This window comes from Campylobacter concisus, assembly GCF_003049085.1.
Lineage (GTDB): Bacteria > Campylobacterota > Campylobacteria > Campylobacterales > Campylobacteraceae > Campylobacter_A > Campylobacter_A concisus_H.
In genome coordinates this window covers 24,787-49,856 of the sequence record NZ_PIQX01000004.1, presented here as the reverse complement: position 1 = coordinate 49,856, position 25,070 = coordinate 24,787, and the positions used below count along the sequence as shown (strand labels likewise).

General features: G+C 38.4%; 39 protein-coding genes. 36 read left to right on the top strand and 3 right to left on the bottom strand.

Annotated features, from left to right (window positions below; translation table 11 throughout):
- Position 1: 1 nt before the first annotated feature.
- The 36 genes from rpsC to CVT13_RS05500 all read left to right on the top strand — a co-directional run bounded on the left by rpsC (position 2) and on the right by CVT13_RS05500 (position 22,986).
- Positions 2-700 (top strand): 30S ribosomal protein S3, encoded by a 699-nt coding sequence (gene rpsC, locus CVT13_RS05675; protein ID WP_002941650.1) that lies wholly within the window; start codon positions 2-4, stop codon positions 698-700.
- Positions 701-702: 2 nt separating this feature from the next.
- Positions 703-1,128 carry a 50S ribosomal protein L16 gene (rplP, locus tag CVT13_RS05670; protein WP_021091116.1) on the top strand — a complete coding sequence of 142 codons (426 nt, stop codon included), beginning with the start codon at positions 703-705 and terminating at the stop codon, positions 1,126-1,128.
- Positions 1,115-1,309 carry a 50S ribosomal protein L29 gene (gene rpmC / locus CVT13_RS05665; RefSeq protein ID WP_002941625.1) on the top strand — a complete coding sequence of 65 codons (195 nt, stop codon included), beginning with the start codon at positions 1,115-1,117 and terminating at the stop codon, positions 1,307-1,309. The genes rplP and rpmC overlap by 14 nt, the downstream gene beginning before the upstream one ends.
- Position 1,310: 1 nt before the next feature.
- Positions 1,311-1,562, top strand: coding sequence for a 30S ribosomal protein S17 (gene rpsQ / locus CVT13_RS05660; RefSeq protein ID WP_002941511.1), 252 nt, complete (start codon positions 1,311-1,313; stop codon positions 1,560-1,562).
- Positions 1,562-1,930, top strand: coding sequence for a 50S ribosomal protein L14 (rplN, locus tag CVT13_RS05655; RefSeq protein ID WP_002941516.1), 369 nt, complete (start codon positions 1,562-1,564; stop codon positions 1,928-1,930). The genes rpsQ and rplN overlap by 1 nt, the downstream gene beginning before the upstream one ends.
- Complete coding sequence (gene rplX, locus CVT13_RS05650; RefSeq protein ID WP_107788688.1) at positions 1,930-2,166, top strand: 50S ribosomal protein L24; 237 nt, start codon at positions 1,930-1,932, stop codon at positions 2,164-2,166. The genes rplN and rplX overlap by 1 nt, the downstream gene beginning before the upstream one ends.
- Positions 2,167-2,171: 5 nt before the next feature.
- Complete coding sequence (rplE, locus tag CVT13_RS05645; protein WP_107811895.1) at positions 2,172-2,717, top strand: 50S ribosomal protein L5; 546 nt, start codon at positions 2,172-2,174, stop codon at positions 2,715-2,717.
- Between the two features lies 1 nt (position 2,718).
- A complete protein-coding gene (locus CVT13_RS05640) occupies positions 2,719-2,904 on the top strand; it encodes a type Z 30S ribosomal protein S14 (protein WP_002941532.1) in 186 nt (61 codons plus the stop codon).
- Between the two features lie 9 nt (positions 2,905-2,913).
- The gene (rpsH, locus tag CVT13_RS05635) at positions 2,914-3,309 is read left to right on the top strand and encodes a 30S ribosomal protein S8 (RefSeq protein ID WP_021091129.1); all 396 of its coding nucleotides are present in this window, start codon (positions 2,914-2,916) and stop codon (positions 3,307-3,309) included.
- A gap of 190 nt (positions 3,310-3,499) precedes the next feature.
- Positions 3,500-4,036: a 50S ribosomal protein L6 gene (rplF, locus tag CVT13_RS05630; RefSeq protein ID WP_107811894.1), complete on the top strand. Its 537-nt coding sequence runs from the start codon at positions 3,500-3,502 to the stop codon at positions 4,034-4,036.
- A 10-nt stretch (positions 4,037-4,046) separates the two neighbouring features.
- The gene (gene rplR, locus CVT13_RS05625) at positions 4,047-4,403 is read left to right on the top strand and encodes a 50S ribosomal protein L18 (RefSeq protein ID WP_021091120.1); all 357 of its coding nucleotides are present in this window, start codon (positions 4,047-4,049) and stop codon (positions 4,401-4,403) included.
- 15 nt (positions 4,404-4,418) lie between these two features.
- Positions 4,419-4,862 (top strand): 30S ribosomal protein S5, encoded by a 444-nt coding sequence (gene rpsE, locus CVT13_RS05620; RefSeq protein WP_002941646.1) that lies wholly within the window; start codon positions 4,419-4,421, stop codon positions 4,860-4,862.
- Positions 4,863-4,877: 15 nt separating this feature from the next.
- The gene (rplO, locus tag CVT13_RS05615; RefSeq protein ID WP_107811893.1) at positions 4,878-5,279 is read left to right on the top strand and encodes a 50S ribosomal protein L15; all 402 of its coding nucleotides are present in this window, start codon (positions 4,878-4,880) and stop codon (positions 5,277-5,279) included.
- Entirely contained in the window at positions 5,279-6,541 is a 1,263-nt protein-coding gene (gene secY / locus CVT13_RS05610; protein ID WP_107811892.1) for a preprotein translocase subunit SecY, read from the top strand. The genes rplO and secY overlap by 1 nt, the downstream gene beginning before the upstream one ends.
- Position 6,542: 1 nt before the next feature.
- Positions 6,543-7,301 (top strand): type I methionyl aminopeptidase, encoded by a 759-nt coding sequence (map, locus tag CVT13_RS05605; RefSeq protein WP_107811891.1) that lies wholly within the window; start codon positions 6,543-6,545, stop codon positions 7,299-7,301.
- A 33-nt stretch (positions 7,302-7,334) separates the two neighbouring features.
- Positions 7,335-7,553: a translation initiation factor IF-1 gene (gene infA, locus CVT13_RS05600; protein WP_002848031.1), complete on the top strand. Its 219-nt coding sequence runs from the start codon at positions 7,335-7,337 to the stop codon at positions 7,551-7,553.
- Positions 7,554-7,742: 189 nt separating this feature from the next.
- Positions 7,743-7,856 (top strand): 50S ribosomal protein L36, encoded by a 114-nt coding sequence (gene rpmJ, locus CVT13_RS05595; protein ID WP_002941545.1) that lies wholly within the window; start codon positions 7,743-7,745, stop codon positions 7,854-7,856.
- 3 nt (positions 7,857-7,859) lie between these two features.
- Complete coding sequence (gene rpsM / locus CVT13_RS05590; protein WP_002941610.1) at positions 7,860-8,228, top strand: 30S ribosomal protein S13; 369 nt, start codon at positions 7,860-7,862, stop codon at positions 8,226-8,228.
- 22 nt (positions 8,229-8,250) lie between these two features.
- Positions 8,251-8,643 carry a 30S ribosomal protein S11 gene (gene rpsK, locus CVT13_RS05585; RefSeq protein ID WP_021091081.1) on the top strand — a complete coding sequence of 131 codons (393 nt, stop codon included), beginning with the start codon at positions 8,251-8,253 and terminating at the stop codon, positions 8,641-8,643.
- Between the two features lie 25 nt (positions 8,644-8,668).
- Positions 8,669-9,295: a 30S ribosomal protein S4 gene (gene rpsD / locus CVT13_RS05580; protein ID WP_054197275.1), complete on the top strand. Its 627-nt coding sequence runs from the start codon at positions 8,669-8,671 to the stop codon at positions 9,293-9,295.
- Positions 9,296-9,309: 14 nt separating this feature from the next.
- Positions 9,310-10,326, top strand: coding sequence for a DNA-directed RNA polymerase subunit alpha (locus CVT13_RS05575; protein WP_087578016.1), 1,017 nt, complete (start codon positions 9,310-9,312; stop codon positions 10,324-10,326).
- Between the two features lie 11 nt (positions 10,327-10,337).
- Entirely contained in the window at positions 10,338-10,694 is a 357-nt protein-coding gene (gene rplQ, locus CVT13_RS05570; RefSeq protein WP_002941584.1) for a 50S ribosomal protein L17, read from the top strand.
- A 276-nt stretch (positions 10,695-10,970) separates the two neighbouring features.
- A complete protein-coding gene (locus tag CVT13_RS05565; RefSeq protein WP_107811890.1) occupies positions 10,971-11,972 on the top strand; it encodes a hypothetical protein in 1,002 nt (333 codons plus the stop codon).
- 123 nt (positions 11,973-12,095) lie between these two features.
- Positions 12,096-12,704: a hypothetical protein gene (locus CVT13_RS05560; RefSeq protein ID WP_107811889.1), complete on the top strand. Its 609-nt coding sequence runs from the start codon at positions 12,096-12,098 to the stop codon at positions 12,702-12,704.
- Positions 12,701-13,450 (top strand): ABC transporter permease, encoded by a 750-nt coding sequence (locus CVT13_RS05555; protein WP_107811888.1) that lies wholly within the window; start codon positions 12,701-12,703, stop codon positions 13,448-13,450. Before CVT13_RS05560 ends, CVT13_RS05555 begins: the two co-directional genes overlap by 4 nt.
- Positions 13,447-14,139: an ABC transporter ATP-binding protein gene (locus tag CVT13_RS05550; protein WP_107811887.1), complete on the top strand. Its 693-nt coding sequence runs from the start codon at positions 13,447-13,449 to the stop codon at positions 14,137-14,139. The genes CVT13_RS05555 and CVT13_RS05550 overlap by 4 nt, the downstream gene beginning before the upstream one ends.
- A 76-nt stretch (positions 14,140-14,215) precedes the next feature.
- Positions 14,216-15,133: an NrtA/SsuA/CpmA family ABC transporter substrate-binding protein gene (locus tag CVT13_RS05545; RefSeq protein WP_107811886.1), complete on the top strand. Its 918-nt coding sequence runs from the start codon at positions 14,216-14,218 to the stop codon at positions 15,131-15,133.
- 208 nt (positions 15,134-15,341) lie between these two features.
- Complete coding sequence (locus CVT13_RS05540; RefSeq protein ID WP_107811885.1) at positions 15,342-15,617, top strand: NifU family protein; 276 nt, start codon at positions 15,342-15,344, stop codon at positions 15,615-15,617.
- A complete protein-coding gene (locus CVT13_RS05535) occupies positions 15,604-16,158 on the top strand; it encodes a histidine kinase (RefSeq protein WP_107811884.1) in 555 nt (184 codons plus the stop codon). Before CVT13_RS05540 ends, CVT13_RS05535 begins: the two co-directional genes overlap by 14 nt.
- Entirely contained in the window at positions 16,136-17,419 is a 1,284-nt protein-coding gene (locus tag CVT13_RS05530; protein ID WP_107811883.1) for a UDP-N-acetylmuramoyl-L-alanyl-D-glutamate--2,6-diaminopimelate ligase, read from the top strand. The genes CVT13_RS05535 and CVT13_RS05530 overlap by 23 nt, the downstream gene beginning before the upstream one ends.
- A gap of 2 nt (positions 17,420-17,421) precedes the next feature.
- Complete coding sequence (gene panD / locus CVT13_RS05525) at positions 17,422-17,769, top strand: aspartate 1-decarboxylase (RefSeq protein WP_002941539.1); 348 nt, start codon at positions 17,422-17,424, stop codon at positions 17,767-17,769.
- A 3-nt stretch (positions 17,770-17,772) separates the two neighbouring features.
- The gene (locus CVT13_RS05520; protein WP_054197266.1) at positions 17,773-18,087 is read left to right on the top strand and encodes a YbaB/EbfC family nucleoid-associated protein; all 315 of its coding nucleotides are present in this window, start codon (positions 17,773-17,775) and stop codon (positions 18,085-18,087) included.
- Complete coding sequence (locus tag CVT13_RS05515) at positions 18,084-19,193, top strand: PDZ domain-containing protein (RefSeq protein ID WP_107811882.1); 1,110 nt, start codon at positions 18,084-18,086, stop codon at positions 19,191-19,193. Before CVT13_RS05520 ends, CVT13_RS05515 begins: the two co-directional genes overlap by 4 nt.
- Positions 19,190-20,089 carry a polyprenyl synthetase family protein gene (locus tag CVT13_RS05510; RefSeq protein WP_107811881.1) on the top strand — a complete coding sequence of 300 codons (900 nt, stop codon included), beginning with the start codon at positions 19,190-19,192 and terminating at the stop codon, positions 20,087-20,089. Before CVT13_RS05515 ends, CVT13_RS05510 begins: the two co-directional genes overlap by 4 nt.
- A gap of 134 nt (positions 20,090-20,223) precedes the next feature.
- On the top strand, positions 20,224-22,134 hold the full coding sequence (tkt, locus tag CVT13_RS05505) for a transketolase (protein WP_107811880.1): 1,911 nt from the start codon (positions 20,224-20,226) through the stop codon (positions 22,132-22,134).
- Positions 22,135-22,191: 57 nt separating this feature from the next.
- Entirely contained in the window at positions 22,192-22,986 is a 795-nt protein-coding gene (locus CVT13_RS05500) for an undecaprenyl-diphosphate phosphatase (protein WP_107811879.1), read from the top strand.
- Positions 22,987-23,095: 109 nt separating this feature from the next.
- On the opposite strand, the gene CVT13_RS05495 is transcribed toward CVT13_RS05500, so the two are convergent.
- Genes CVT13_RS05495 through moaC form a run of 3 tightly spaced genes read right to left on the bottom strand, consistent with a single transcriptional unit; the run spans position 23,096 to position 25,062 of the window.
- Positions 23,096-24,334, bottom strand: a complete 1,239-nt coding sequence (locus CVT13_RS05495) for a hypothetical protein (protein WP_107811878.1) — start codon at positions 24,332-24,334, stop codon at positions 23,096-23,098.
- Positions 24,335-24,344: 10 nt separating this feature from the next.
- On the bottom strand, positions 24,345-24,611 hold the full coding sequence (locus CVT13_RS05490) for a DUF493 domain-containing protein (protein ID WP_021091143.1): 267 nt from the start codon (positions 24,609-24,611) through the stop codon (positions 24,345-24,347).
- Entirely contained in the window at positions 24,586-25,062 is a 477-nt protein-coding gene (moaC, locus tag CVT13_RS05485) for a cyclic pyranopterin monophosphate synthase MoaC (RefSeq protein ID WP_199907283.1), read from the bottom strand. Before moaC ends, CVT13_RS05490 begins: the two co-directional genes overlap by 26 nt.
- Positions 25,063-25,070 lie beyond the last annotated feature (8 nt).

The following is a 25,070-nucleotide window of genomic DNA, read 5'->3' as shown; positions in this document are numbered from 1 at the left end:
TATGGGACAAAAAGTAAATCCAATAGGTCTTAGACTAGGAATTAACCGCAACTGGGAATCTAGATGGTTTCCAACCAAACAAAGTCTTCCTGAAAACATCGGTGAAGATTACAAAATTCGTGCATTTTTAAAGAAAAAACTTTACTATGCAGGAATCAGCCAAATTCTAATCGAAAGAACGGCTAAAAAACTTCGTGTAACCGTAGTTGCAGCTCGTCCTGGTATCATCATCGGCAAAAAAGGTCAAGATGTTGAAAACCTAAAGAACGAAGTTAGCAAACTTATCGGTAAAGAAGTAAATGTAAATATCAAAGAAGAAAGAAAAGCTCAAGCTTCAGCTCAACTTGCTGCTGAAAACGTAGCTATGCAACTTGAAAAGCGTGTCGCATTTAGACGTGCTATGAAAAAAGTTATCCAAGGTGCTCAAAAATCAGGCGCTAAAGGTATCAAAATTTCAGTTGCCGGTCGTTTAGGTGGTGCTGAGATGGCAAGAACCGAGTGGTATCTAGAAGGTCGCGTTCCGCTTCATACTCTTAGAGCAAAGATAGATTATGGTGTAGCTGAGGCTCATACGACTTATGGAAACATAGGTATTAAAGTATGGATTTTTAAAGGTGAGGTTCTTCAAAAAGGTGTTCAGCCTGAGAAAACTGAAGAAGAAGCACCTAAGAAAACACGTAGAGCAAGAAGAGGTAAATAATTATGTTGATGCCTAAAAGAACGAAATTTCGTAAGCAGATGAAAGGTCGCAACCGTGGTTATGCGACTCGTGGAGCATCTTTAGCAACTGGCGAATTTGCACTTAAAGCCGTTGAAGCTGGTAGAATAAATTCTCGCCAAATAGAAGCTGCTCGTCAAGCTCTAACTCGTCACGTAAAAAGACAGGCTAAAATTTGGATTAGGGTTTTCCCTGATAAGCCACTTACTAAAAAACCTCTACAAACTCGTATGGGTAAAGGTAAGGCTGGAGTTGAAGAGTGGGTTATGAATATCAAACCTGGTCGTATAATATTTGAGATGGCTGGTGTTAGCGAAGAGTTAGCTCGTGAAGCTCTAACTTTGGCTTTACACAAACTTCCTTTCAAATCAAAATTTGTAACGCGAGAGAGTGAAAATGAAATATACTGAGTTAAAAGATAAGAGCGTTGCAGAATTAAACGCGTTGCTAAAAGAGAAAAAGGTGCTTTTGTTTACTTTAAGACAAAAGCTAAAAACTATGCAGTTAAGCAACCCTAATGAGATTAGTGCTGTTCGTAAAGAGATAGCTCAGATCAACACTGCAATTAGTGCAACAAGACAAGGGGCGTAAAATGGCATTAAAAAGAGAAATTCAAGGTGTTGTTTTACAAAAAGCTGGAGATAAAACAGCTACTATTTTGGTAGAAAGACGCGTTATGCACCCAAGATACCATAAATTTGTAAAACGCTTTAAAAAATATTTAGTTCATGATGAGAAAAATGAGACAAGAGCAGGCGATACAGTTGTTGCAGTTGAGTGCAGACCACTTTCAGCTCGCAAGAATTTTCGCTTAAAAGCTGTATTGGCAAAGGGAGTTGAGTAATGATTCAAAGTTTTACAAGACTTGCAGTTGCTGATAACAGCGGTGCAAAAGAATTAATGTGTATAAAAGTTCTTGGCGGCAGCAAAAGAAGATACGCTACACTTGGTGATATCATAGTTTGCTCTGTTAAAAAAGCTCTTCCAAATGGTAAGATCAAAAAAGGACAGGTTGTAAAAGCTGTTGTTGTAAGAACTAAAAGAGAGGTTCAAAGAGATAATGGTTCGCTAATCCGCTTTGACGAGAACGCAGCTGTTATACTTGATAGCAAAAAAGAGCCAGTCGGCACTCGTATTTTTGGACCAGTTGGACGTGAAGTTAGATATGCTAACTTTATGAAGATTGTTTCGCTAGCTCCGGAGGTTTTATAATGGCTAATGTAAAATTTAAAGTCAAAAAAGGCGATACCGTTAAGATCATCGCTGGTGACGATAAAGGCAAAACTGGTAAAATTTTAACAGTTCTTGCAAAAAAAGGTCAGGTTATAGTTGAGGGATGCAAAATAGCTAAAAAAGCTATCAAACCAAGCGAAAAAACTCCAAATGGTGGTCACGTAAATAAAGAGATGCCAATTGACATATCAAACGTCGCGAAAGTTGAAGGATAAGAGATATGAGTAGATTAAAAAATAAATTTAACGAAACTATCAAGCCAGCTCTCGTAAAAGAATTTGACATCAAAAATCCAATGCTTATCCCTGCACTCGAGAAAATTGTGATCAGTGTAGGCGCTGGAGACTCTGCTAAAGATCAGAAAGTGCTTCAAAATATGGCTGATACCATTTCACTTATCGCTGGACAAAAAGCAGTTATCACTGATGCTAAAAAATCAGTTGCTGGCTTTAAAGTTCGCGAAGGTTTCCCTGTTGGTATCAAAGTAACTTTGAGAAAAGAGCAAATGTATGCTTTCTTAGATAAGCTAATCAGCGTTGCTCTCCCAAGAGTTAAAGACTTCCGTGGTCTTCCAAAAAATGGCTTTGATGGACGTGGAAACTATAACTTCGGTCTTAGTGAGCAGCTAATGTTTCCAGAGGTTGAGTATGATAAAATTTTACGAACTCATGGTATGAATATTACGATTGCTACTACGGCTAAAAATGATAAAGAGGCATTCAAATTGCTAGAGCTATTTGGTGTGCCGTTTGCAAAAGGAAAGTAAAATGGCAAAGAAATCAATGATAGCAAAAGCTGCGCGCAAGCCAAAATTTGCGGTTCGCGGCTATACTAGATGCCAAATTTGCGGTCGTCCGCACTCTGTTTATAAAGATTTTGGAATTTGCCGTGTTTGCCTAAGAAAAATGGCTAACGAAGGCCTGATACCTGGTCTTAAAAAAGCAAGTTGGTAAGGAAGAGAAATGTTAAACGATTTAATATCAGATGGATTAACACGCATTAGAAATGCAAGTATGAGAAAGCTTGAAACTGCGAAATTGCTTCATTCTAAGGTTGTTGAGGCTACTCTTTCTATCCTTGCAGCAAAAGGCTATGTAGAGAGCTACAACGTTATTGAAGAAGGTAACAAGAAATTTATAAACGTAGTTTTAAAGTATGATGAGTACGGCAGAAGCGTTATAAATGAGCTTAAAAGGGTTTCAAAACCTGGTCGCCGTGTTTATCAAGGCAAAGACGACATTAAGCGTTTTAAAAATGGTTACGGAACAGTTATCGTTAGCACAAGTAAAGGCGTTATGAGCGGTATTGAAGCAAGTAAAGCTGGCGTTGGCGGCGAAGTTCTTTGTACAGTTTGGTAATAAACTGTATTAAACGCTATTTAACCTTATGAAGGTAAGGTTAAATTTTTAGCTTGGTAAAATTTTAGATTTTGCCAAAGCTAAATTTAGAAATTCAAATGAAGGTTTCGTCAAATTTGACGATAAAATTTACGGCATTGTGGTGTTTATTCGTAAATGTAGGAACACCCTAGACAAGTAAAGGAAAAAAATGTCACGTATTGGAAAACAGCCTATCGCTATCCCAAGTGGTGTAGACGTTAGCGTTGAAAATAATGTCCTAAAATTTAAAAAGGGCAATCATATAAAAGAGCTTGACACAAAAGGTCACGTTTATGTCAAGATAGAAAATGGTCATATAGTTTTTGCTCCAAAAGGCGAAGATCGCCAAAGCAGAGCTTACTGGGGAACATATAGAGCACTTGCTAATAATATCGTAACTGGTATCACTGCGGGATTCACTCGCCAGCTTGAGATCAACGGCGTTGGTTACAAAGCAGCTGCAAAAGGTAAAATTTTAGAGCTTTCTCTTGGTTTTTCACACCTTATCAACTATGAGCTACCAGCAGGCGTTGAAGCTAGTGTTGAGAAAAACGTTATTACTATCAAAGGCGATGACAAACAAGTAGTAGGCCAAGTGGCTGCTCAAGTTAGAGGATTTAGACCACCTGAGCCATATAAAGGTAAGGGCGTTAAATATCTAGAAGAACGTATTATCCGCAAAGCGGGCAAGACATCTAAGAAGTAAGGGGCGGTAAATGACAGCAAAAGTACTAAAAAGAAAAATCGCTCTTAGAATTAAGAGAAAAAGAAGAATCAGAGGTAAAATTTCTGGTGTTGCAACTTGCCCAAGAGTTTCTATTTTCAAATCAAACAGAACTCTTTATGTTCAAGCGATTGACGACGTTACAGCTACTACACTAGCTGCAGTAGATGGTAGAAAGATAGGCATAAAAGCAAATAAAGAAGGTGCGGTCACTTTAGCTAAAGAATTTGCTAAGGCTTTAAAAGCTAAGAAGATAGATGTTGCAGTTTTTGATAGAAATGGTTATTTGTATCATGGCGTTATCGCAGCATTTGCTGAAGCTTTAAGAGAAAATGGCATCAAGCTATAACCCAAAGGAAAATCGATGGAAAAATATAATAGAGAAGAATTTGAAGAAGTAATCGTCGATATCGGTCGGGTTACAAAGGTTGTTAAAGGTGGTCGTAGATTTAGATTTACAGCTTTAGTTGTTGTTGGTAATAGAAATGGTCTAGTTGGCTTTGGATATGGCAAAGCTAAAGAGGTGCCAGATGCGATGAGAAAAGCAATTGACGACGCATTTAAAAATATTATCCACGTTAAGATCAAAGGCACAACTATCCCTCATGATGTAGAGGTAAAATACAACGCAAGTAGAATGCTACTTCGTCCAGCTAGCGAAGGTACTGGTGTTATCGCTGGTGGTAGTGCACGTCCTATTATCGAGCTTGCAGGTATTAAGGATATCCTTACTAAATCACTTGGCTCAAACAACTCAGCAAACGTCGTTCGTGCTACTATAAAAGCACTTAGTTTGCTAAAAAGCTAAGAGAAAGGAGTTAAGATGGCATTAGAAAAATTAACACCTGCTGCAGGTTCAACTCATGCAACCAAAAGATTAGGTCGTGGTCAAGGTAGCGGCAATGGCAAAACTGCTGGCAAAGGTAACAAAGGCCAAAGAGCAAGAAAAGGCTACAATGAGAAAAGAGGTTTTGAGGGCGGACAGCAACCACTTCAAAGGCGTCTTCCAAAAGTAGGTTTTACTTCTAAATTTGAAAAACCTTATGTTATTAATGTCGAGAAAATTGCAGCTATAAAAGAGCTTGCTGAAATTTCAATAGCAACAATAGCTAGCGTTCATAAAATTTCAAAGAGCGTTACTAAGATAAAACTAATCGGTGCAAGCGCAAAAGCTCTTGCTTCTAAGATTAAAGACGAGAACGTTAGCGTTAGCGGAACAAAATAATGGATAAAACACTGACCAACAAGATTTTAATCACGTTGGCATTTTTGTTCGCATACAGGATACTGGCTTATGTGCCAGTTCCTGGTGTTAATGTCGACGTAATTAAAGAATTCTTCAATTCAAATAATAGTAATGCCTTGGGCTTATTTAATATGTTTAGCGGTAAAGCTGCTGAGCGTTTAAGCATTATCTCTTTAGGTATTATGCCTTACATTACAGCTTCGATCATCATGGAGCTTTTAGCAGCAACATTTCCAAAATTAGGTCAGATGAAAAAAGAGCGTGACGGTATGCAAAAGTATATGCAAATCATACGTTATGCAACCATCGTTATTACTCTTGTACAATCAATCGGTGTTTCTATCGGACTTCAAAGCTTAAGCGGACGCGGTGGCGAGCAAGCTATCATGATAGATATAAATTTATTTATCGCGATCTCTGCTGTATCTATGCTAACTGGAACTATGCTACTTATGTGGATAGGTGAGCAAATAACGCAACGTGGTATAGGCAACGGCATAAGTCTTATCATCTTTGCCGGTATCGTCTCTGGCATACCTAGTGCGATCGGTGGAACTGTAAATTTAGTAAACACCTCTGAGATGAATTTCCTAACAGTCATCGCTATTTTAGCGATCATCTTAGCCACCATCGGTGCTATTATATTTGTTGAGATGGGTGAAAGGCGTATCCCTATTTCTTACTCAAGAAAAGTGATAATGGAAAATCAAAACAAACGTATAATGAACTATATACCGATCAAAGTAAATTTAAGCGGTGTTATTCCACCGATATTTGCTAGTGCGATTTTGATGTTTCCAAGTACGATCTTGCAAGCTAGCACAAATCCAATCATCCAAGCTATCAATGACTTTTTAAGTCCAAATGGCTATATGTTTAACGTTTTAACATTTTTATTTATTATCTTCTTTGCGTTTTTCTATGCGTCAATTGTATTTAATACAAAAGATATAAGTGAAAATTTAAAGAAACAAGGTGGATTTATTCCAGGTGTTAGACCAGGCGAGAGTACAGCTAGCTATCTAAATGAAGTAGCTGGTAGGCTAACTTTGGGCGGCGCTTTATACTTGGGTATCATTTCAACACTGCCTTGGATACTTGTAAAGACTATGGGTGTTCCATTTTATTTTGGTGGTACATCAGTGCTTATCGTGGTTTCAGTAGCACTTGATACGATGAGGCGTATAGAAGCTCAGTCTTATACAAACAAATACCAAACTCTAAGCGCAGTAGGTCTATAAAATGGCTATCACGCTAAAAAGACCAGCTGAGATAGAGAAAATGAGAGCGGCGAACAAGATCGTCGCTCGAACTCTTGATCACGTTTCTACGATCATAAAACCTGGAATTTCACTTCTTGAGATAGATAAAATTTGCGAAGATATGATAAGGGCTGCTGGAGCAAAACCTGCTTTTAAAGGGCTCTATGGCTTTCCAAATGCGGCTTGCATAAGTGTCAATGAAGTGGTGATCCACGGAATTCCAAATGAGTACAAGCTAAAAGAGGGCGATATCGTTAGCGTTGATATTGGCTCAAATTTAGATGGCTATTTTGGTGATTCGGCTAGGACTTTTGGGGTCGGTAAAATTTCAAAAGAAGATGAGGCTTTGATCGCTTGCTCAAAAGATGCACTATATTTTGCGATTGATATCATAAGAGCTGGTATGCATTTTAAAGAAATTTGCTACGAGCTTGAGAAATTTATACTAGATAGAGGCTATGTACCTTTACGTGGATATTGTGGTCACGGTATAGGAAAAAGGCCACACGAAGAGCCAGAAATTCCAAACTATCTTGAGGGGCATAATCTAAAAGCCGGACCAAAGATAAAAGATGGAATGGTTTTTTGTATAGAGCCGATGATCTGCCAAAAAGATGGTACGCCAGTTTTAGGAAGTGATAACTGGAAAGTAACCTCAAAAGATGGTTTGAGAACCAGCCATTATGAGCATTGCATGGCGATAGTTAATGGCAAAGCCGAAATTTTAAGTCAAGCGTGAAATTTAGAGAAAAATTTAAAGAAAGGAGAATTTGTGGCAAAAGACGATGTCATTGAGATTGATGGAAATGTTGTTGAAGCACTGCCAAATGCAACTTTTAAAGTTGAGCTTGACAACAAACATATAATTTTATGTCATATCGCCGGAAAGATGAGAATGCATTATATAAAGATAATGCCTGGCGACCGCGTAAAAGTAGAACTTACGCCATATAGCCTAGACAAGGGCAGGATCACTTATAGATATAAGTAAATTTGATTTTGTGGCAAATATGCTAAGTAAATTTAAAGCTGGTTTTAGGTAAAATCCAAGCTTTGCGAAAAGCTGTATGAAGAATTATTTTCAAAGTTCCCCACTTATTTTGAAAATAGTTGGTCTAAATTCTTTCTTTAGACCTGATGCAGCCCCTAAAAAAGTGGAATAAATTTTTAGGAGACTAAAATGAAAGTTCGTCCTTCTGTAAAGAAGATGTGTGACAAATGTAAAATTGTCAAACGTAGTGGCATAATTCGTGTTATCTGCGAAAATCCAAAACATAAACAAAGACAAGGATAAGGCATGGCACGTATTGCAGGTGTAGATTTACCAAACAAAAAGAGAATAGAGTATGGTTTGACTTATATATATGGTATAGGTCTTTACAAATCTCGTCAAATTCTTGACGCAGCTGGAATTTCTTACGACAAGAGAGTCTATGAGCTTAGTGAAGACGAAGCGGCAGCTATTCGTAAAGAAATTCAAGAGCATCATATCGTTGAGGGCGATTTGAGAAAACAAGTTGCTATGGATATTAAAGCTCTTATGGATCTTGGAAGTTATAGAGGTCTTCGCCACAGAAAAGGTCTTCCTGTTCGTGGTCAAAAGACTAAAACTAATGCTAGAACCAGAAAAGGCAGACGTAAAACTGTCGGTGCAGCTACTAAGTAAGGCAAGGGTTAAAGGATAATAAATGGCGAAAAGAAAAATTGTTAAGAAAAAAGTAGTTAGAAAAAGTATAGCCAAAGGTATCGTTTATATCAGTGCAACATTTAACAACACTATGGTAACTGTAACTGATGAAATGGGAAATGCTATTGCATGGAGTAGTGCAGGTGGCTTAGGCTTTAAAGGTAGTAAAAAATCAACTCCTTATGCAGCTCAGCAGGCAGTTGAAGATGCTCTAAATAAAGCAAAAGAGCATGGTATAAAAGAAGTTGGTATTAAGGTTCAAGGTCCAGGTAGCGGACGTGAAACGGCTGTTAAAAGTGTAGGAACTGTTGAAGGAATTAAGGTATCTTTCTTTAAAGACATTACACCTTTACCACACAATGGTTGTAGACCGCCAAAACGCCGCCGCGTATAATTAGAGAAAAATAGGAGAAATTATTATGGCTAGATATACAGGACCTGTTGAAAAATTAGAAAGACGTCTTGGTGTGTCTCTTGCGTTAAAAGGCGAAAGAAGACTTGCTGGTAAAAGTGCTTTTGAAAAAAGACCTTATGCGCCAGGACAACATGGACAAAGAAGAGCAAAAATAAGCGAATATGGCTTACAACTTCGCGAGAAGCAAAAAGCTAAATTTATGTATGGTGTTTCTGAGAAACAATTTAGAAGATTATTTCAAGAAGCAGCACGCCGCGAAGGTAATACCGGTGCTCTTTTGGTTCAACTATTAGAGCAAAGATTAGATAATGTTGTTTATAGAATGGGCTTTGCAACAACTCGTCGTTTTGCTCGTCAGCTAGTAACTCATGGACATATTTTAGTAAATGGTAAAAGAGTAGATATACCATCTTACAGAGTTGAGCCAGGTGCAAAAGTAGAGATTGTTGAAAAATCTAAAAACAATCCACAAATTGTTCGTGCGATAGATCTTACAGCACAAACTGGTATTGTTGCTTGGGTAGATGTTGAAAAAGAGAAAAAATTTGGAATTTTCACTAGAAATCCAGAAAGAGAAGAGGTTATCATTCCTGTTGAGGAAAGATTTATAGTAGAGCTTTATTCAAAATAATAGAGGGTATAAAGATGAGAAAGATTACTACATCAGCTTATATGCCAACTGAAATTGAAGTTAAAAGTGTTAGTGAAAATGTTGCTAACATTACAGCATATCCTTTTGAGGCTGGTTATGCTGTTACCTTGGCTCACCCATTGCGTCGTCTTCTTTACACAAGCACAGTGGGTTTTGCTCCTATTGGTGTAAAGATAAAAGGCGTTAGCCATGAATTTGATAGTATGCGTGGTATGCTAGAAGACGTAGCTTTTTTTATTATAAATTTGAAAAAGATCAGATTTAAATTAAAAAGTACCAGTGAGCGCGAAGTTATAGAGTATAGCTTTAAAGGACCAAAAGAGATAACTGGGGCTGATCTAAATAATGATCTAGTCGAGATCGTTAACCCAGACGCATACCTTGCTACAATAAACGAAGATGCTGAGTTAAATTTTTCAGTTATCATTCAAAAAGGTATCGGATATGTTCCTAGTGAAGAGATCAGAGAAGAGATTGAAGACGACTATATCGCACTCGATGCTTTCTTTACACCTGTTAAAAAAGCAGTTTATGATATACAAAATGTCTTGGTTGAGGATGATCCAGACTATGAAAAGATCGTATTTACTATAACAACTGATGGTCAAGTTAGTCCGATAGAGGCTTTTAAAAATTGTTTAGAAGCTATGTATCAACAAATGTCAGTATTTAAAGGAATTTTAGATATTGATGTTAGTACTCCAGTTGCTAGCTCAAGTGCAGGTGGCGAGTTTTCAAAGCTACTTTCTAGCGTAGAAGATCTAAATTTAAGTGCTAGAAGTTTCAACTGCCTTGACAAAGCTGATATTAGATTTATCGGCGAGCTTGCATTAATGGACGAAAATGAGCTTAAAGAGCTTAAAAATTTAGGTAAAAAATCTCTTGAAGAGATTAAAGCGGTTATGGAAGAGATAGGCTATCCAGTTGGTGCCGATGTGTTAAAAGATGGCAAAGAGCAACTAAGAAAGAAAATAACCGAGCTTAAAGCACAAATGAGTGTAAAAGAATAAAAGGACAATAGATGAGACATAAACACGGATATCGCAAACTTGGTAGAACGTCATCTCATAGATCTGCATTGCTTAAAAATTTGGCGATAGCTATCATCAAAAGCGAAAAGATAGAGACGACTTTACCAAAAGCAAAAGAGCTTAGAAGCTATGTTGAGAAGCTAATTACAAGAGCCAGAAAAGGTGACTCTAACGCTCACAGAGCAGTATTTGCTTCTTTACAAGATAAAGAAACAACAAATAAATTAGTTACTGAAGTAGCTCCAAAATTTAAAGAGCGTAATGGTGGCTATACAAGAATCATCAAGACTCGTGTTCGCAGAGGCGACGCGGCAGAGATGGCCTATATAGAGCTAGTAGCTGAGTAATTATTTAGAGAGCTTCGGCTCTCTTTTTTATTTTTTATATAAAACCCCCACTTTTAAAATAAAATCCTTCTTCTAAAAGGTTTCGAAAGCTATAAATCTCTTTAATTATCTACCAAAATTATTAACCAAAAACCATAAATTTCATAGTTAAAAGTTGTAAGTCTTTTAATCTAAAATTATACATTTTAAATTTTTACCTTTAAACTCTATGCTAAAATTTTATTTTATAAAGACGATATTTGTTTCAGGCATCTAATAAATTTCAAAGGATTTGAGATGATAGGTAGTGTAAATGGAGTTGGCACAAATTTTTATGTTGGCTCGCAAAGTAGTATAGCACAAGAACTTGATACTAATAATACTAAACCAAATATAGGCAAAAATTCTTTAAATAATTTATCTAGTAGTTTGGTTGATGAGCAAAAAAGTCATACCGATACTAGAGGTGAGCCAATAAATTTAAATGAAACAAATACGATAAAATTTCAAAAAAATAGCGAGAATCTAACATTTGCTAGCAATTTCTCGCTCTCGGGCATAGCTGCTAATGGCAAGATAAGCATCTGGGGCAAGCTCATGGGATACGATAAACAAGTCAGCCAAGATGAGATAAATGATCTCAAAAATTTTATCAACCAGACTAAAGCACTTGGCTTTGGCAGAGCTCACGAAGAGATCATAGGATATTATCCAACAGATGTCGATCTCTTTGCAAAAGAGTATACATCAAAACTTGATAACACACTTCTTGGGCTTGGTCACAAGAGCCACGTGGAAGGGTTTGAGATACTTGATAAAGACCTAAGCATAGATGAGTTTAAAGATAAGTGGATTGATTATGCACTTAGGCAGTATCTTGGTGAAAGAGTCGGCGTGGAGAGCATTACGATAGGCAAAAAGGCTATCTCCATGCTAACTAGCACTAACAAGCCACCAATTGAGTATCAGACGCTACAAAATATAAATTTCACTGACGAAGAGAGTAGACAGAGATTTCTGGCGCTTATGAAAGCTGGCATGAAGAGCGGGGCGGATTTTAAAGAGGTGGTAGAGGGCGTGCTCTCGCTTTATAATGTGCAAAATACGGACAAACTTGATGGCAACAAAGTCTATGCTTCAGTGATCGGACGAAGCGAGAAATTAACTACTTACGACATCAATAAAGATGAGAAATTTGCCTATCTTAAGGAGCTAATGCAGCTTGAGAAAAACGGAGTTGATATACTAAAGCTAATGGAAAAAGTGGAGCAAAAACAGAAATTAGATATAAAAGTGTAGGATAAATTTATATTTTTGTACCGCCTATCTTTTGTGATTTTAGTCATAAGAGGCTCTTTTTACTTGGTTTAAATTTTTAAATGATAGAATCTTGATTTCTATTATTAAAATTACGGAGAACTCGTGAGAAAGCTACTTTGGCTAAATCCCGTTGTAAAAAATATGTATGACTTCTCTGCGTTAAAAGAGCTTTTGCAAAATAAGGGCTTTAACATAGTAGAGTGCGAAAGAGATCATGTTTGTGATGTCAAAAATTCATATAAAAATTTATGCTCTAAAGGCATGGTTTTAGACAGTCGCTGTCCAAGAGCTGTAAATTTTATAAGATCAAATTTCAAAGAATTTTCAAATAATATTTCAAGCTTAAATCCCATTTTAATTGAAAGCGCCATTGAACTTAGCTCGAAGCTAAAAGAAGATGAGTGGCTTTATATAACAACGCCTTGTGAGAATTTGGCTGAGCTTGGAAATTCTTTAAAATTAGATCAAACTACATTTTTAACATGGAAAAATTTTAAAGAGTTAAACGATATAAATTTAAAAATAAACAAAATAGAATCAAGTCCCATTCCACCTGGATTTTTTGAAAATTTAGGTATAAAAACACTAAGTTTATGTAGTAAAGAAAAGATACAAAACGCATTTTCATATAAATTTAGCGAGCTTAAAAACTACCAGATCATCGAGCTTTTATACTGTGAAAATGGCTGTCACAATGGAGATGGGCTGTGATAGAAATTTTAAAAAAGAGCGTTTTGATCCTAGTGATCTTTGCCCTCTGGCAGGTCGTTTGCGAGCTAGAAATTTTCACACCTTATATCTTACCAAGTCCTATTACGACACTTAAAACAATGTTTGATATGAGCTTAATTGGCGAGTTAATAACGCATGTGATGATTAGCTTTAAGCGTATATTTGTTGGCTATATTTTGGCTTTTGTTTTGGCATTTGCTTTTGGCGGAGTGGCAGCGCTATTTCCAAAAGCTAGTATTTATTACGAGTGGATACTAGAGTTTTTTAGAAATGTTCCACCACTTAGCCTTATTGCTATTTTGGTGCTTTGGTTTGGTATAAACGAAACTCCAAAAATTATTATTATCATCTTAGCATCGTTTTTTCCAATGTTTTTAAGTATTTCAAAAGGGCTAACTAGCTGCGATGTGAAGCTTATTGAGGTTGGTAAAATTTTTTGTTTTAGTAAATTTGAAATTTTTTACAAAATCATCCTAAAAAATGCCATAAAAGATATTTTTGTAGGTATGCGCATAGGTTTTGGCTACGCTATGCGAGCGATTGTGGGAGCGGAGATGATCGCAGCTTCCAGCGGGCTAGGCTATCTCATACTAGATGCGGAGGAGCTTTCGCGCGCAGATAGGATATTTGTTGGCATTTTTACGATAGGAATTTGTGGCGTACTCATAGATAGGATATTTTTATTTTTGATATCTAAATTTAGCCTTTTACGAAGTGAAAAATGATAGAAATTTTAAATTTATCAAAGCATTTTTTTATTAATGATAAGCGCATTGATGTTTTAAAAGAGCTAAATTTAAGCATAAAAAAAGATAAGATCACCGTTATACTTGGCAGAAGTGGTTGCGGCAAAACCACGCTTTTACGCCTCATAGCAGGCCTTGAAAGCGTAAGTCTTGGCGAGATAAAATTTAAAGAGCAAGCAAAGATTGGCTTTGTCTTTCAAGAGCCTAGGCTCATGCCTTTTTTAAATGTCTATGAAAATATCGTATTTGCGCTTAAAAAGCATGAGATAGACGAGGTAAAGATAGATAGACTCATATCAATGATAGGACTTAATGACTTTAAATTTGCCGCTGTTTCGCAGCTATCTGGCGGCATGAGCTCGCGCGTTTCTCTTGCTAGAGTGCTTGCATATGAAGCAAATTTGATCCTTATGGATGAGCCATTTGCAGCACTTGATGCTTTTACGAGAGCCAGCATGCAGGCTGAAATTTTAAAGCTCCAAACCGGCAAAACCATCATTTTTGTCACTCATAATGTCGATGAGGCCCTATATCTAGCAGATGAGATAATTTTGCTTGAAAAAGGTGGGATAAAATCAAATTATGATTTATCAAATTTAGCTAAGCCAAGAGATTTGCTTTGCGATAAACTAATAAATTTAAAGCGTAAAATTTTGAGCGAAATTTAGCATTTTATAAAATGATAATTAAAACCAAAACGAAGCAAAAAGTTATATAATTTGGAAAATTTTTAAAGGAGCAAATATGAGAAAGTTTTTTAAGATTTTGTGTGCGGCCTCTTTGCTTTGTCTAGTCGCAAACGCAAGTGAGCTAGATAAGATCGGCATGACCTACGTCAAATCGCCGCTAAACGTCCCTTCAATCGTCGATAAATTTAAAGGCTTTTATGCTAAATCTTTTGGCGTACCAGTCGAGTACTCTGAGATAACATCAGGTGCGAAACAAACGCAAGCGCTCGCTTCAAATTCGCTCCAGTTTCTAAACTGTGTTGGCGGAACCTCAGTCATACTTGCCGCAGCGAACAAAGCTGATATAAAGATCATAAGTGCCTATTCAAGAGCACCTGAAGCTTTTGCGATATTTGCTAAAGATAAAGGCATAAAAACCGCTAAAGACTTAAAAGGTAAAAAAATAGCAGGCCCAAAAGGTACGATATTAAATGAGCTTTTGGTTAGATATCTTGCTCTTGGAGGGCTTAGCATAAATGACGTAGAGTTCGTTTCTATGGGCATCCCAGCTGCACAAGCTGCACTTGAAAATGGTAGCGTCGATGCAGCACTTCTTGCTGGACCAGCTGCTTATAATGCTAAAAAATCAGGACTTAGTGTTATAACAACAGGCAAGGGCGTCATCACTCCAGTCATCGTTACTGCCACAAGCGGAGAATTTTACAAAAAACATAAAGATCTAGTTGAAAAATTTAAAAAGGCTCAAGATGAAATTTTGGCTTTTATGAAAGCAAATGAGGAAGAGGCATTAAAATTTACAGCTGAAGAGACTGGGCTTAGCATAGAGGCGGTAAGGAGTATGTATCCGCAGTATGACTTTAGTCCAAAGATCACGGCTGAAGATATAAAAGCACTTGAGGCTACGCAAGAATTTATGCTCGAGAGTAAGATGATCGAGCAAAAAGTAGATATAAAATCACTTCTAATAGATTAAACAAAAGGGCAAAATTTGCCCTTTTATCCTAAAACTAATAATCAAAAATTTACTAAATTTTAGCTCACGCATTTAATAATCAAAACTGACTAGGTGTGTCAAAAAGGTTTAAATTATAAAGCAAAATTAGCGCTAAGCAAAAATATAGCCATTATTTTTTGCATTTTTATTTTGCTATAATAGCCCAAAAATTTAATAGGAAAAAGATATGATCCCATTTAGCGATGAAGAACTTTTAAAACCAGTCAGTGCGAGTTTGCAAAAGGTATTACCGATGCTTGAAAATGATGGCGGTGGCATGGAGCTACTTGGCATAAAAAACGGCAAAATTTATGTAAGACTTACAGGGCATTGTCATGGATGTGCAGCTAGCACAACTACACTAAAATATGGACTCGAAAGACAACTTCGTATGGATATTCACCCAGAGCTCGAGGTCGTAAATATCCCGATTGGCGAGGAATTTAACATTGATAGATTATAAAAAAATAGGCATTAAACACTTCAAACGCTCAAAATTTAAAGAAGCTATCTTTTATTTCTCTCTAGCTTACGAAAAGACACAGGATAAAAATTTACCATTTTTGATACAAATTTGCTCTCTTGGCGAGGAAAATGCCGAGGAAGCAAAGCTCTTGTTTGACTACTACATGGCGAAGGTAAGAGCCGGCGAGGACGACGAGGGCGTGGAGGAGATTTTAAAAATTTTAGAGTCCAGAGACGAGGAGAGCGAGTACTTTGAAGAGCAAGACGCGATCAGCTACGAGGACTTTAAAAGGGCTGTTTATAAGGACGGCAGCTTTAAAAAGGTCTTTGAAAACATCATGTTCTCAACAAAGGTGATGATCTCAAACAAAGACGATTTTTTGGAATTTTTAGGAAATTTGATAAAAAATGACTTCATTGATATGAGCATGAACTACCTTGAGAGTGCAGCGGTGATGTTTGGCGGCGACGAGCGTATAGATCAGCTTTTTAAAGAGATACAAAAAAGACAAAACGATGAAAATATCAGTAGAAAATAGCTTCATAACAGATGACTCAAACGAGTGCGAGCAGGGTGCATACTTTGTGCAAACCACTGCAAATGCGAAATTTGCAGAGGATGCGGTAAAAAAGGGCGCTAAGATAATCACCCTTGAAGAGTGCAAAAAGCTTTTAAAGATTGATGAAAATCTAAAAATAGTTGGCATCACAGGCACCAATGGCAAGACCACAACGGCTGCGGCTATCTACGAAACCCTGCGAAATTTAGGTAAAAAATGTGGGCTAAGTGGCACCAGAGGGGCATTTATAGAGGGCAAGCAGATAGATGACAAGGCGCTTACGACAAGTGCCATTTTAAGGACGCTTTCTTATCTCAAAGTAGCTAGTGAGCAGGGCTGCGAGTACTTCGTGATGGAGGTTAGCTCGCATGCGATCGCTCAAAAGCGCATAGAGAGCTTGAAATTTGCTCTAAAAATTTTTACAAATTTAACTCAAGACCACCTCGACTACCATAAGAGCATGGAGGAGTACGCTAGGGTAAAGTCGAGCTTTTTTGATGATGATTGCATGAAGCTTATAAATGCTGACGATAATGGCATTAAATTTAATCCAAAAAACGCTTATACGTATTCGCTTAAAAAGCCAGCCAGCTTTGCGCCGGTGGTTTATGGGCTAAAGGACGGCATAGACGCAGTTATCAAGACGCCAAATGGCGATGTGGAGATAGACTCAAGCCTTCAAGGTGAGTTTAATCTTTACAACCTAATCGCCGCTCTTGGCGCCGTTTGCCTGCTAGAGCACCCAGACGCAGCCGCACTTTCAAAGGCGATAAGTAAATTTAAAGGCGTGAGCGGCAGGATGGAGGTCGTTAGCACCGATCCGTTAGTCATCGTAGACTTTGCTCATACGCCTGATGGCATAGAAAAGGTGCTAAACTCGCTTAGACATCTAAATTTGATAGCTGTATTTGGCGCAGGCGGTGATAGAGATAGGACAAAGCGTCCAAAAATGGGAGCAATAGCCCAAAAATACGCAAGAATTTGCATCGTCACAAGTGACAATCCAAGAAGCGAAGAGCCAGAGAGCATAATAGATGAAATTTGCGCTGGTATGAGTCAAAATGAAAATTTGATACGAAACGCTAACCGCAAAGAGGCGATCGCACTAGCCATTAGCAAGCTAGAACCCGGCTGGGCGCTTGTCATACTTGGCAAAGGCGACGAGCCATATCAAGAGATAAAGGGCGTCAAGCACCCATTTAGCGACAAAGAAGTAGTAAGAGAGCTTTTAAAGAGGTAAAAATGAATATAGAAATTTTAGCTAGTAAGATCCATAGAGCCGTCGTAACAGACGCAAATTTAAACTATGTTGGCTCGATCAGCATCGGCGAGGAGCTTATAAAAGCTGCAAATTTGATAGAAAATCAAAAGGTTGAAATTTTAGACGTAAATAATGGCGAGAGATTTGCCACCTATGTGATAAAAGGTAAAAAAGGCGAAATTTGCCTAAATGGCGCAGCTGCTAGAAAAGTCTGCGTAGGAGACGTGGTCATCATCGTGGCTTACGCTAGCATGAAATTTAAAAAGGCTAAGAAATTTAAGCCAACCATCGTGCACGTAAATAACAAAAACGAGATCATAAAGGAGTAGGCGATGTTTGAGGGATTTGACTTTTCAAAGATGGGGCAGATGCTTGAGGATGTGCAAAGACAGGCCAAACAGATAGAAGAAGAGAGCAAAAATAAAGAATTTGGAGCAAAAAGTGGCGGTGGGCTGGTGAGCGTGAGAGCAAACGGCAGTGGCGAGATACTTGATATCAGTATAGATGATAGCTTGCTTGAAGATAAAGAGAGTATGCAAATTTTACTAATAAGCGCCGTAAATGACGTGCTAAAGTCAGTTGAGGCTGATAAGAAAAACACCGCTTCAAGGATGCTTGGCGGTCTTGCTTCGATGGGGATAAAATGAGACTAAAATATAAATTTGCCCTTGCATTTTTGCTATCAGCGCTTTGCCTAAACGCCGATCCTAGGCCTACGCAAGAGGACTTTAACGCCTGCTTTGAAAAGAACAAAAACTCGATCGTCTCAGTAAATAAACACTTTGGCGTGGCTATCACTAAAAATTTGATCGCAGTGCCAAAAAGCGAGGGAGCTCCGCTTGGCGAATATGTCAAGTTTGACCCATATTTGCAGCTCTTTTTGGTTCGCTCTAGCAAGGAGTTAAGCCCTGTTGTGATGGCTGATGAGACCAACGAGGAGCGCATAAAAAAGAGCACTTGGGTTGGCATTTTAAATGATGCAAACAACACCGTCATGGGTCACATCAAGTCTTTGGGACAAAATTTAGGCGACTTTGATACGCTAAGCTTCGAGTATAACGCGACTGGCGAGATAAACACGCCTTGCTGCAAGATGATAGGCATAGCTATTGGAGCTGATAAATTTATACCAAATCGTTATTTGAAGCACTTTGTATCTTACGATGACGTCTATTACGGCGATATAGGTGTGAAATTTTTACAAAAAGAGGATAAATTTTTTGTGGGTCTTGTTGATCCTTTGGGCCGTGGCAAGATGATGATGGTCGATGATGAGCTTGTTACGATAAATGGCATCAAGCCAAAGAGCCTAAGAGAGCTAAATGAGATGGTACTTTTTGCTCCAAAGGGCGCAAAGCTTGACATCATCGTGAAGCGCGATAAGCAAGAAATGCTCTTTCAAGTACCAGTAAGTGGGGATGTGAAATTTAACCAAAGCCTCGATGTAGACGCCCCTTCAAGCCTTGATATACCAAATTTCAACATCATGCCAAAAGAGCCACAAACAATGCTTGATGATAAGATTTTGGTGGATTATGGTATCACGGTGGATAAAAATTTAGTCGTTACAAAGGTTGAGCCAAAGTCAAATGCAGAAATTTTTGGCATCAAGACCGGCGATAAAATTTTAGGTTTTGATAAACAGAGCGTGAGTAGTCGTGAAGAGCTTTTAGAGAAGCTTGGTGAATTAAAAAATTTTACGCTTCTATTTACTAGAAATGACTTTCAATTTTTTGCGAGAGTGCCAAAATGAGCCTACTTGAGGACTTTGTAAAATTTCTAAACGCAAATTTGCCAAAGGCTCCTAGCTTTCATCCTTACTACGAGGAGGCGCTTGGCGTTATGCTAAAGGCTGGAGGCAAGCACTTTAGGGCGCTTTTGCTTCTTGGCGTGGTAGAAAGTGTGGATAAAAGCCTCACGCAAAAGGCCATGAGAGTGGCTTTAGGGCTTGAGATGATGCATACATACTCGCTTATCCATGATGATCTGCCATCAATGGATAACGCAAGCCTTAGGCGTGGCACACCAACGCTTCACGTAACCTACGACGAGACAACTGCCATACTTGCAGGAGATGCGCTAAATACGCATGCTTTTTATGAAATTTCACGTGCTGATTTACCAGCTGACACGCGTATAAAATGTGTGGAAATTTTAAGCGAAAATGCTGGCCTTAGTGGCATGGTGCTAGGTCAGGCGCTTGATTGTTTTTTTGAAAATACAAATAAAGAGGACATCAAAAGAGCAAAGGCTAAATTTGGCCTATCTGACAAGATGCTAAGCCTTGATGAGCTAGTCTTTTTGCACATCCACAAAACCGCAAAGCTGATCGCTGCTAGCCTAAAAATGGGTGCTGTGATAGCAAATTTAAGCGAAATAGAGTGTGAGAAAATTTATGATATCGGCCTAAAACTTGGTCTTGCTTTTCAGATACAAGACGACATCATCGATCTTACAAGCGACGAGGCAGCTGCTGGAAAGCCTGTGCATAACGACCTAGCTAAAAACTCATTTACAAATTTACTTGGTCTATCTGGCGCAAAAAAGAAAAAAGACGAGCTTATTTGCGAGATAGAAGAGGCGCTAAATCAGATAGATGCTGGCATAGCAAAGATGATCTTAGAGCTTACGGATAAACACCTTAGATAAAAGCTAGAAATTTCTAGCTTTTTTACTACTAAAAATTTAAAAAATTTATATCACTATTTAGACATTTTGGACAAAAATGCAAGGCAAGTTTTAATCACTTTTTTGTATAATCTGGCGCAATAAAAGGAGATCATATGCTAAAAAAACAAGCCGATACTATAAGATTTTTGTGCGCTGACATGGTGCAAAATGCTAACAGCGGACACCCAGGTGCTCCTATGGGCCTAGCTGATATCATGGTGGTTTTAAGCAACTTTTTAAAACACAATCCAAAAAATCCAAAATGGTTAAACAGAGATAGGCTCGTTTTTAGCGGTGGCCACGCTTCAAGTTTGGTTTATAGCTTTTTGCATCTAAGCGGCTACGATCTAAGCCTTGATGAGCTTAAAAATTTCCGCCAACTTGGCTCAAACACACCAGGACACCCAGAGATTCACACTCCAGGCGTTGAGGTTGCTACTGGCCCACTTGGTCAAGGCGTAGCAAATGCAGTTGGCCTAGCCATGGCAGAAAAATACGCTGCAAACGTGCTAAATGAGCCGGACAATAAAATAATCGATCATAAAATTTACTGTCTTTGTGGCGATGGCGATCTAGAAGAGGGTATAAGCTACGAGGCATGTTCGGTAGCCGGAAATTTAAGACTAGACAACCTTGTACTCATCTACGACTCAAACAATATCACGATCGAGGGCGACACAGCGATCGCATTTAGCGAGGATGTAAAAGCGAGGTTTGAGGCGCAGGGCTGGGAGGTCGCACGTATCGACGGACACGACTATGACCAGATCGAATTTGCATTAGAGCAGGCAAACGAGAAAGAGTCGCCATATCTCATCATCGCAAACACACGCATAGCACGTGGTGCAATGGAGCTTGAGGGCTCACACCACAGCCACGGCGCCCCACTTGGCGAAGAGATCATCAAAAAGGCAAAGGCTGCAGCTGGTTTTGATCCTGAGAAGAAATTTGCCATTGATGAGGACGTGCTTTTAAGATTTAGAGGTGCAGTTGAAAAGGGCGATTTAGAAGAGGCGATGTGGAACAAAAAGGTTGAGGCGTTAAGCATTGAAGGCAAAAATTTACTAAACTCACTTCTTAATCCAGACTTTAGCAAGATCGAATTTCCAGACTTTAGCGACAAGAAGCTAGCCACAAGAGATACAAACCACGCCATTTTAAATGAAATAGCTAAAAAACTACCTGGCTTTATCGGCGGTAGCGCTGACTTAGCTCCTTCAAATAAGACTGAGCTGAAGGGTATGGGCGACTTCCCAAATGGCAAAAATATCCACTACGGCATCAGAGAGCACGCCATGGCGGCCATCAACAACGGTATCGCCAGATATGGCCTTTTCTTGCCATTTTCAGCGACATTTTTCATCTTCAGCGACTATCTAAAGCCAAGTGCGAGGATAGCAGCGCTAATGGCCATAAAACACTTTTTTGTCTTCACGCACGATAGTATCGGCGTTGGCGAAGATGGTCCGACGCACCAGCCTATCGAGCAGCTTAGCACATTTAGAGCGATGCCAAATTTCTACACTTTCCGTCCAGCTGACGGTAACGAAAACGCAGCTAGCTGGCAGGTGGCTTTAAATTTAAACGCTCCAAGCGCATTTGTGCTTAGCCGCCAAGGGCTTGAGCCACTTGCAAAAGGCGAATTTGGCGAGGTTAGCAACGGCGCATATCTGCTAAGCTCGTCAAAAGATGCGAAGATCACATTTATAGCAAGCGGTAGCGAGGTCTCACTCTGCGTAAAAGCAGCCGCACTTCTAGCTGAGCAAGGTATCGGCGCAAACGTCGTATCAGCGCCTTGTTTTGACCTACTTTGTGAGCAGCCAGATGAATATGTGGCTAAAATTTTAGACAAAAACACGACGATCGTCGCAGTTGAAGCTGCAACTGGCTTTGAGTGGTATAAATTTGCTGACGCAGTTTATGGCATGAATAGCTTTGGCGCTAGTGGAAAGGCCAACGAGCTATTTGATCACTTTGGATTTATGCCACAAAAACTTGCAAATTTTGCTAGCGAACTTATATAAATTTAATCTTGGGGAGTAAAATCCCCAACTGCAATCTAAAATCAAAAAAGGCATTTTATGGAAATTTCTCACGTTATCGTTTTAGCCTTGGTGCAAGGTATAAGCGAATTTTTGCCGATATCTAGCTCGGCTCATCTTATCTTGGTGCCAAAGCTACTTGGCTGGCCAGATCAAGGTCTTGCTTTTGACGTGGCAGTGCACGTTGGCACGTTAAGCGCGATACTTTTTTATTTTAAAGATACGATTTTTAAGCTACTTCGTGACTTTTTTGCCTCGATCGCACAAAGAAAGATGGTGGGCGATAGCTTGCTTGTTTGGTGTGTCGGCTTTGCTACCATTCCAGTGGGAATTTTTGGACTTTTGTTTAACAACATTATCGAAGAATACGCAAGAAGCGGCGTTGTGATCGCTATTACTACGATCATCTTTGGCATAGCGCTTTACTTTGCTGATCTTCGCTCATCAAACAAAAGCGAATATGAAATGACCATAAAATTTGCACTTATTATCGGCCTTGCTCAAGCTGTGGCGCTCATCCCTGGCGTCTCAAGATCAGGCATAACGATGACAGCAGCCTTATTTTTAGGATTTAGCCACAAGGGAAGTGCGAATTTCTCATTTTTGATGTCGATCCCAGTCATCATCCTAGCTGGCGGACTCGAGAGTATCAAACTTATAAAAGATCCAAATGCGCTTCCTTGGAGCGATATCGCCCTCGGTGTCATCATAAGTGCAGTTAGTGCCTACGTGTGCGTGAAGCTATTTATGGGGATCATCTCAAGGATCAGGATGCTGCCTTTTGTCATCTACCGCTTGATTTTAGGAGCATTTTTACTTTATCTATTTTTGTGATTTTAAGTCTTTAGAAAGTAAAAGCCAAGTGTGGAGGAAATTTTCACACTTGGCAAGAATATATAACTCGAGTATCTTTCAGGAAAAATTTCAAGATAGGCTTGATAATTTAATCCTCTTTTTTATCTTTTTTAATAACATTTAACAGATCTTTTGCAGCTTGATAAGCCCTATCTCCAAATTTCTTGGCTTCTGATTTGATGTCAATTTGTTTGATGTCTTCAAATTTTTCATTGGCTTTTTTCTCAAGATTAGCGATCTCTTGTTTGATCTCTTCAATTTTGTCGTTTGTATCAAAATTTAGCTTTAGCTTTTTACTCTTGTCATTTAGCTCTTGTTTTAGGGCTTCAAATTTATTATTTGCCTCGCTCATAAGCTTTGCCATGCCATTTGACTTTAACTCTTCTATCCTTGAAATAATTTGCTCTCTTGCTTGATCGCTAATGCGTTTAAATTTCGCTAGGTTTGTATCTAGCTCGCTATTTATCACATTTTCGATCTCATTTCTTGCTACACCTTCAAATTCTTTTTCAAGTTCCCTAAGCAATGCTATAAATTCTTCATCAATATTTTTTAAGTTTAGTAGTTGCGAGTTTAGCCTAAGCTCATCTGGAGCAAATTTCGCCTCATCTTTAAGCTTTTCTATGGCTCTTAAAATGCCATCTCTTGTGCCACTTATCGCTCCACTTATCAACTCTTTTGCAAAGATATGACCCTCATCTGCTAAATTTGCCGCTGCTATGATGATGTTTTTTGAAATTTCAAGTATCCGCTCTTTGCTAAACTCTCCTCCAATGATCGCAACATAGGTCATATTTTTAGCTATCGCACTAGCTGTTTCCTCGACATCTTTTGCACCTTCAAGAGTTGTCAAAAATGCTATTTGAGCACTTTCTTTTAAGATACCAAGAAGTCTTGTTTCTCTAATGATCGCATTATTTAAAAGCTCTAAAATTTCCTCTTTTTCACTAAAATTTCTATCTTTTACGACCTCTTCAGCTGCTTCAAATGAAATTTTGAGCCTATTTTTTATCTCTTCACGTTTTGCTTCTATTGCACGATTTAGCTCATCTTTTTTATCAAGTAGCTCGTAAAGTGCCTTTTCTTCAGCACCGACAATGGCTTGATTTATTCCCTCCATGGCACTTTTTAGATTTTTTGCGTTTATGAGATCTTCTTTGTTCATTTTGTCATAAAGTTCGTTCATTTTAGCCTTTAAAATTTCTGGCAAAGCATTTATATCTTTGTTTGCAGTATCTTGAAAGAAGTTATTGCAAAGAGCTTTTATACTTATTAATAAGCCATCGCTGCTTTTATAATCATGTAAATTTTGTTCTAAATTATTCATATCTTTTACCTTATAAAACGTATTTTGCTTCGTGTTTTAGTGCTGAAAATATCTCTAGCCTCTCTTCTTCGCTCAAAACTAGCACGGCTAGGTCATAGCTAGCGTATTTTTTATCTTTGCTAAATTTTGAAAAGACCAGCTTAAATTCTCTATCTTTTACTATCTCTTTTACCTTTTCTTCTACATTGACATCTGCATCAAATATTATTTTATATTCCCAATGTGTTGGGTAATCAATTTTTGCTTTTTTGTTATTTAGATCGCATATACTCGCCACTTTTTCCTCCTGTTTTACTCTCTAATACAATATTACTTATTTCCATGCTTTTATCTATAGCTTTTACCATATCATAAATGGTCAAAAGCCCCACGCTAACGCCAGTTAATGCCTCCATCTCAACGCCTGTTTTACCCTCTATTTTTACGCTTACATAAAGCTTAAAAGCGCAAATTTCAAGTAGCTCCTCGATATCACAATCCACACCTAAAATAGCTAGTGGATGGCACATCGGGATTAGTTCACTTGTCTTTTTTGCACCCATTATCGCAGCAACGACAGCTGTTTGGATGACCGGACCTTTTTTGCCAGTATTTTCTTTGATCGCTTTAAAGGCCTCTTTGCTCATCTTGATGATCCCGCTAGCAGTTGCCACTCTTTTTGTAGGATCTTTTGGGCTCACATCGACCATTTTTGGACGATCTTTCTCATCTAAATGCGTTAGCATTATCTCTCCTT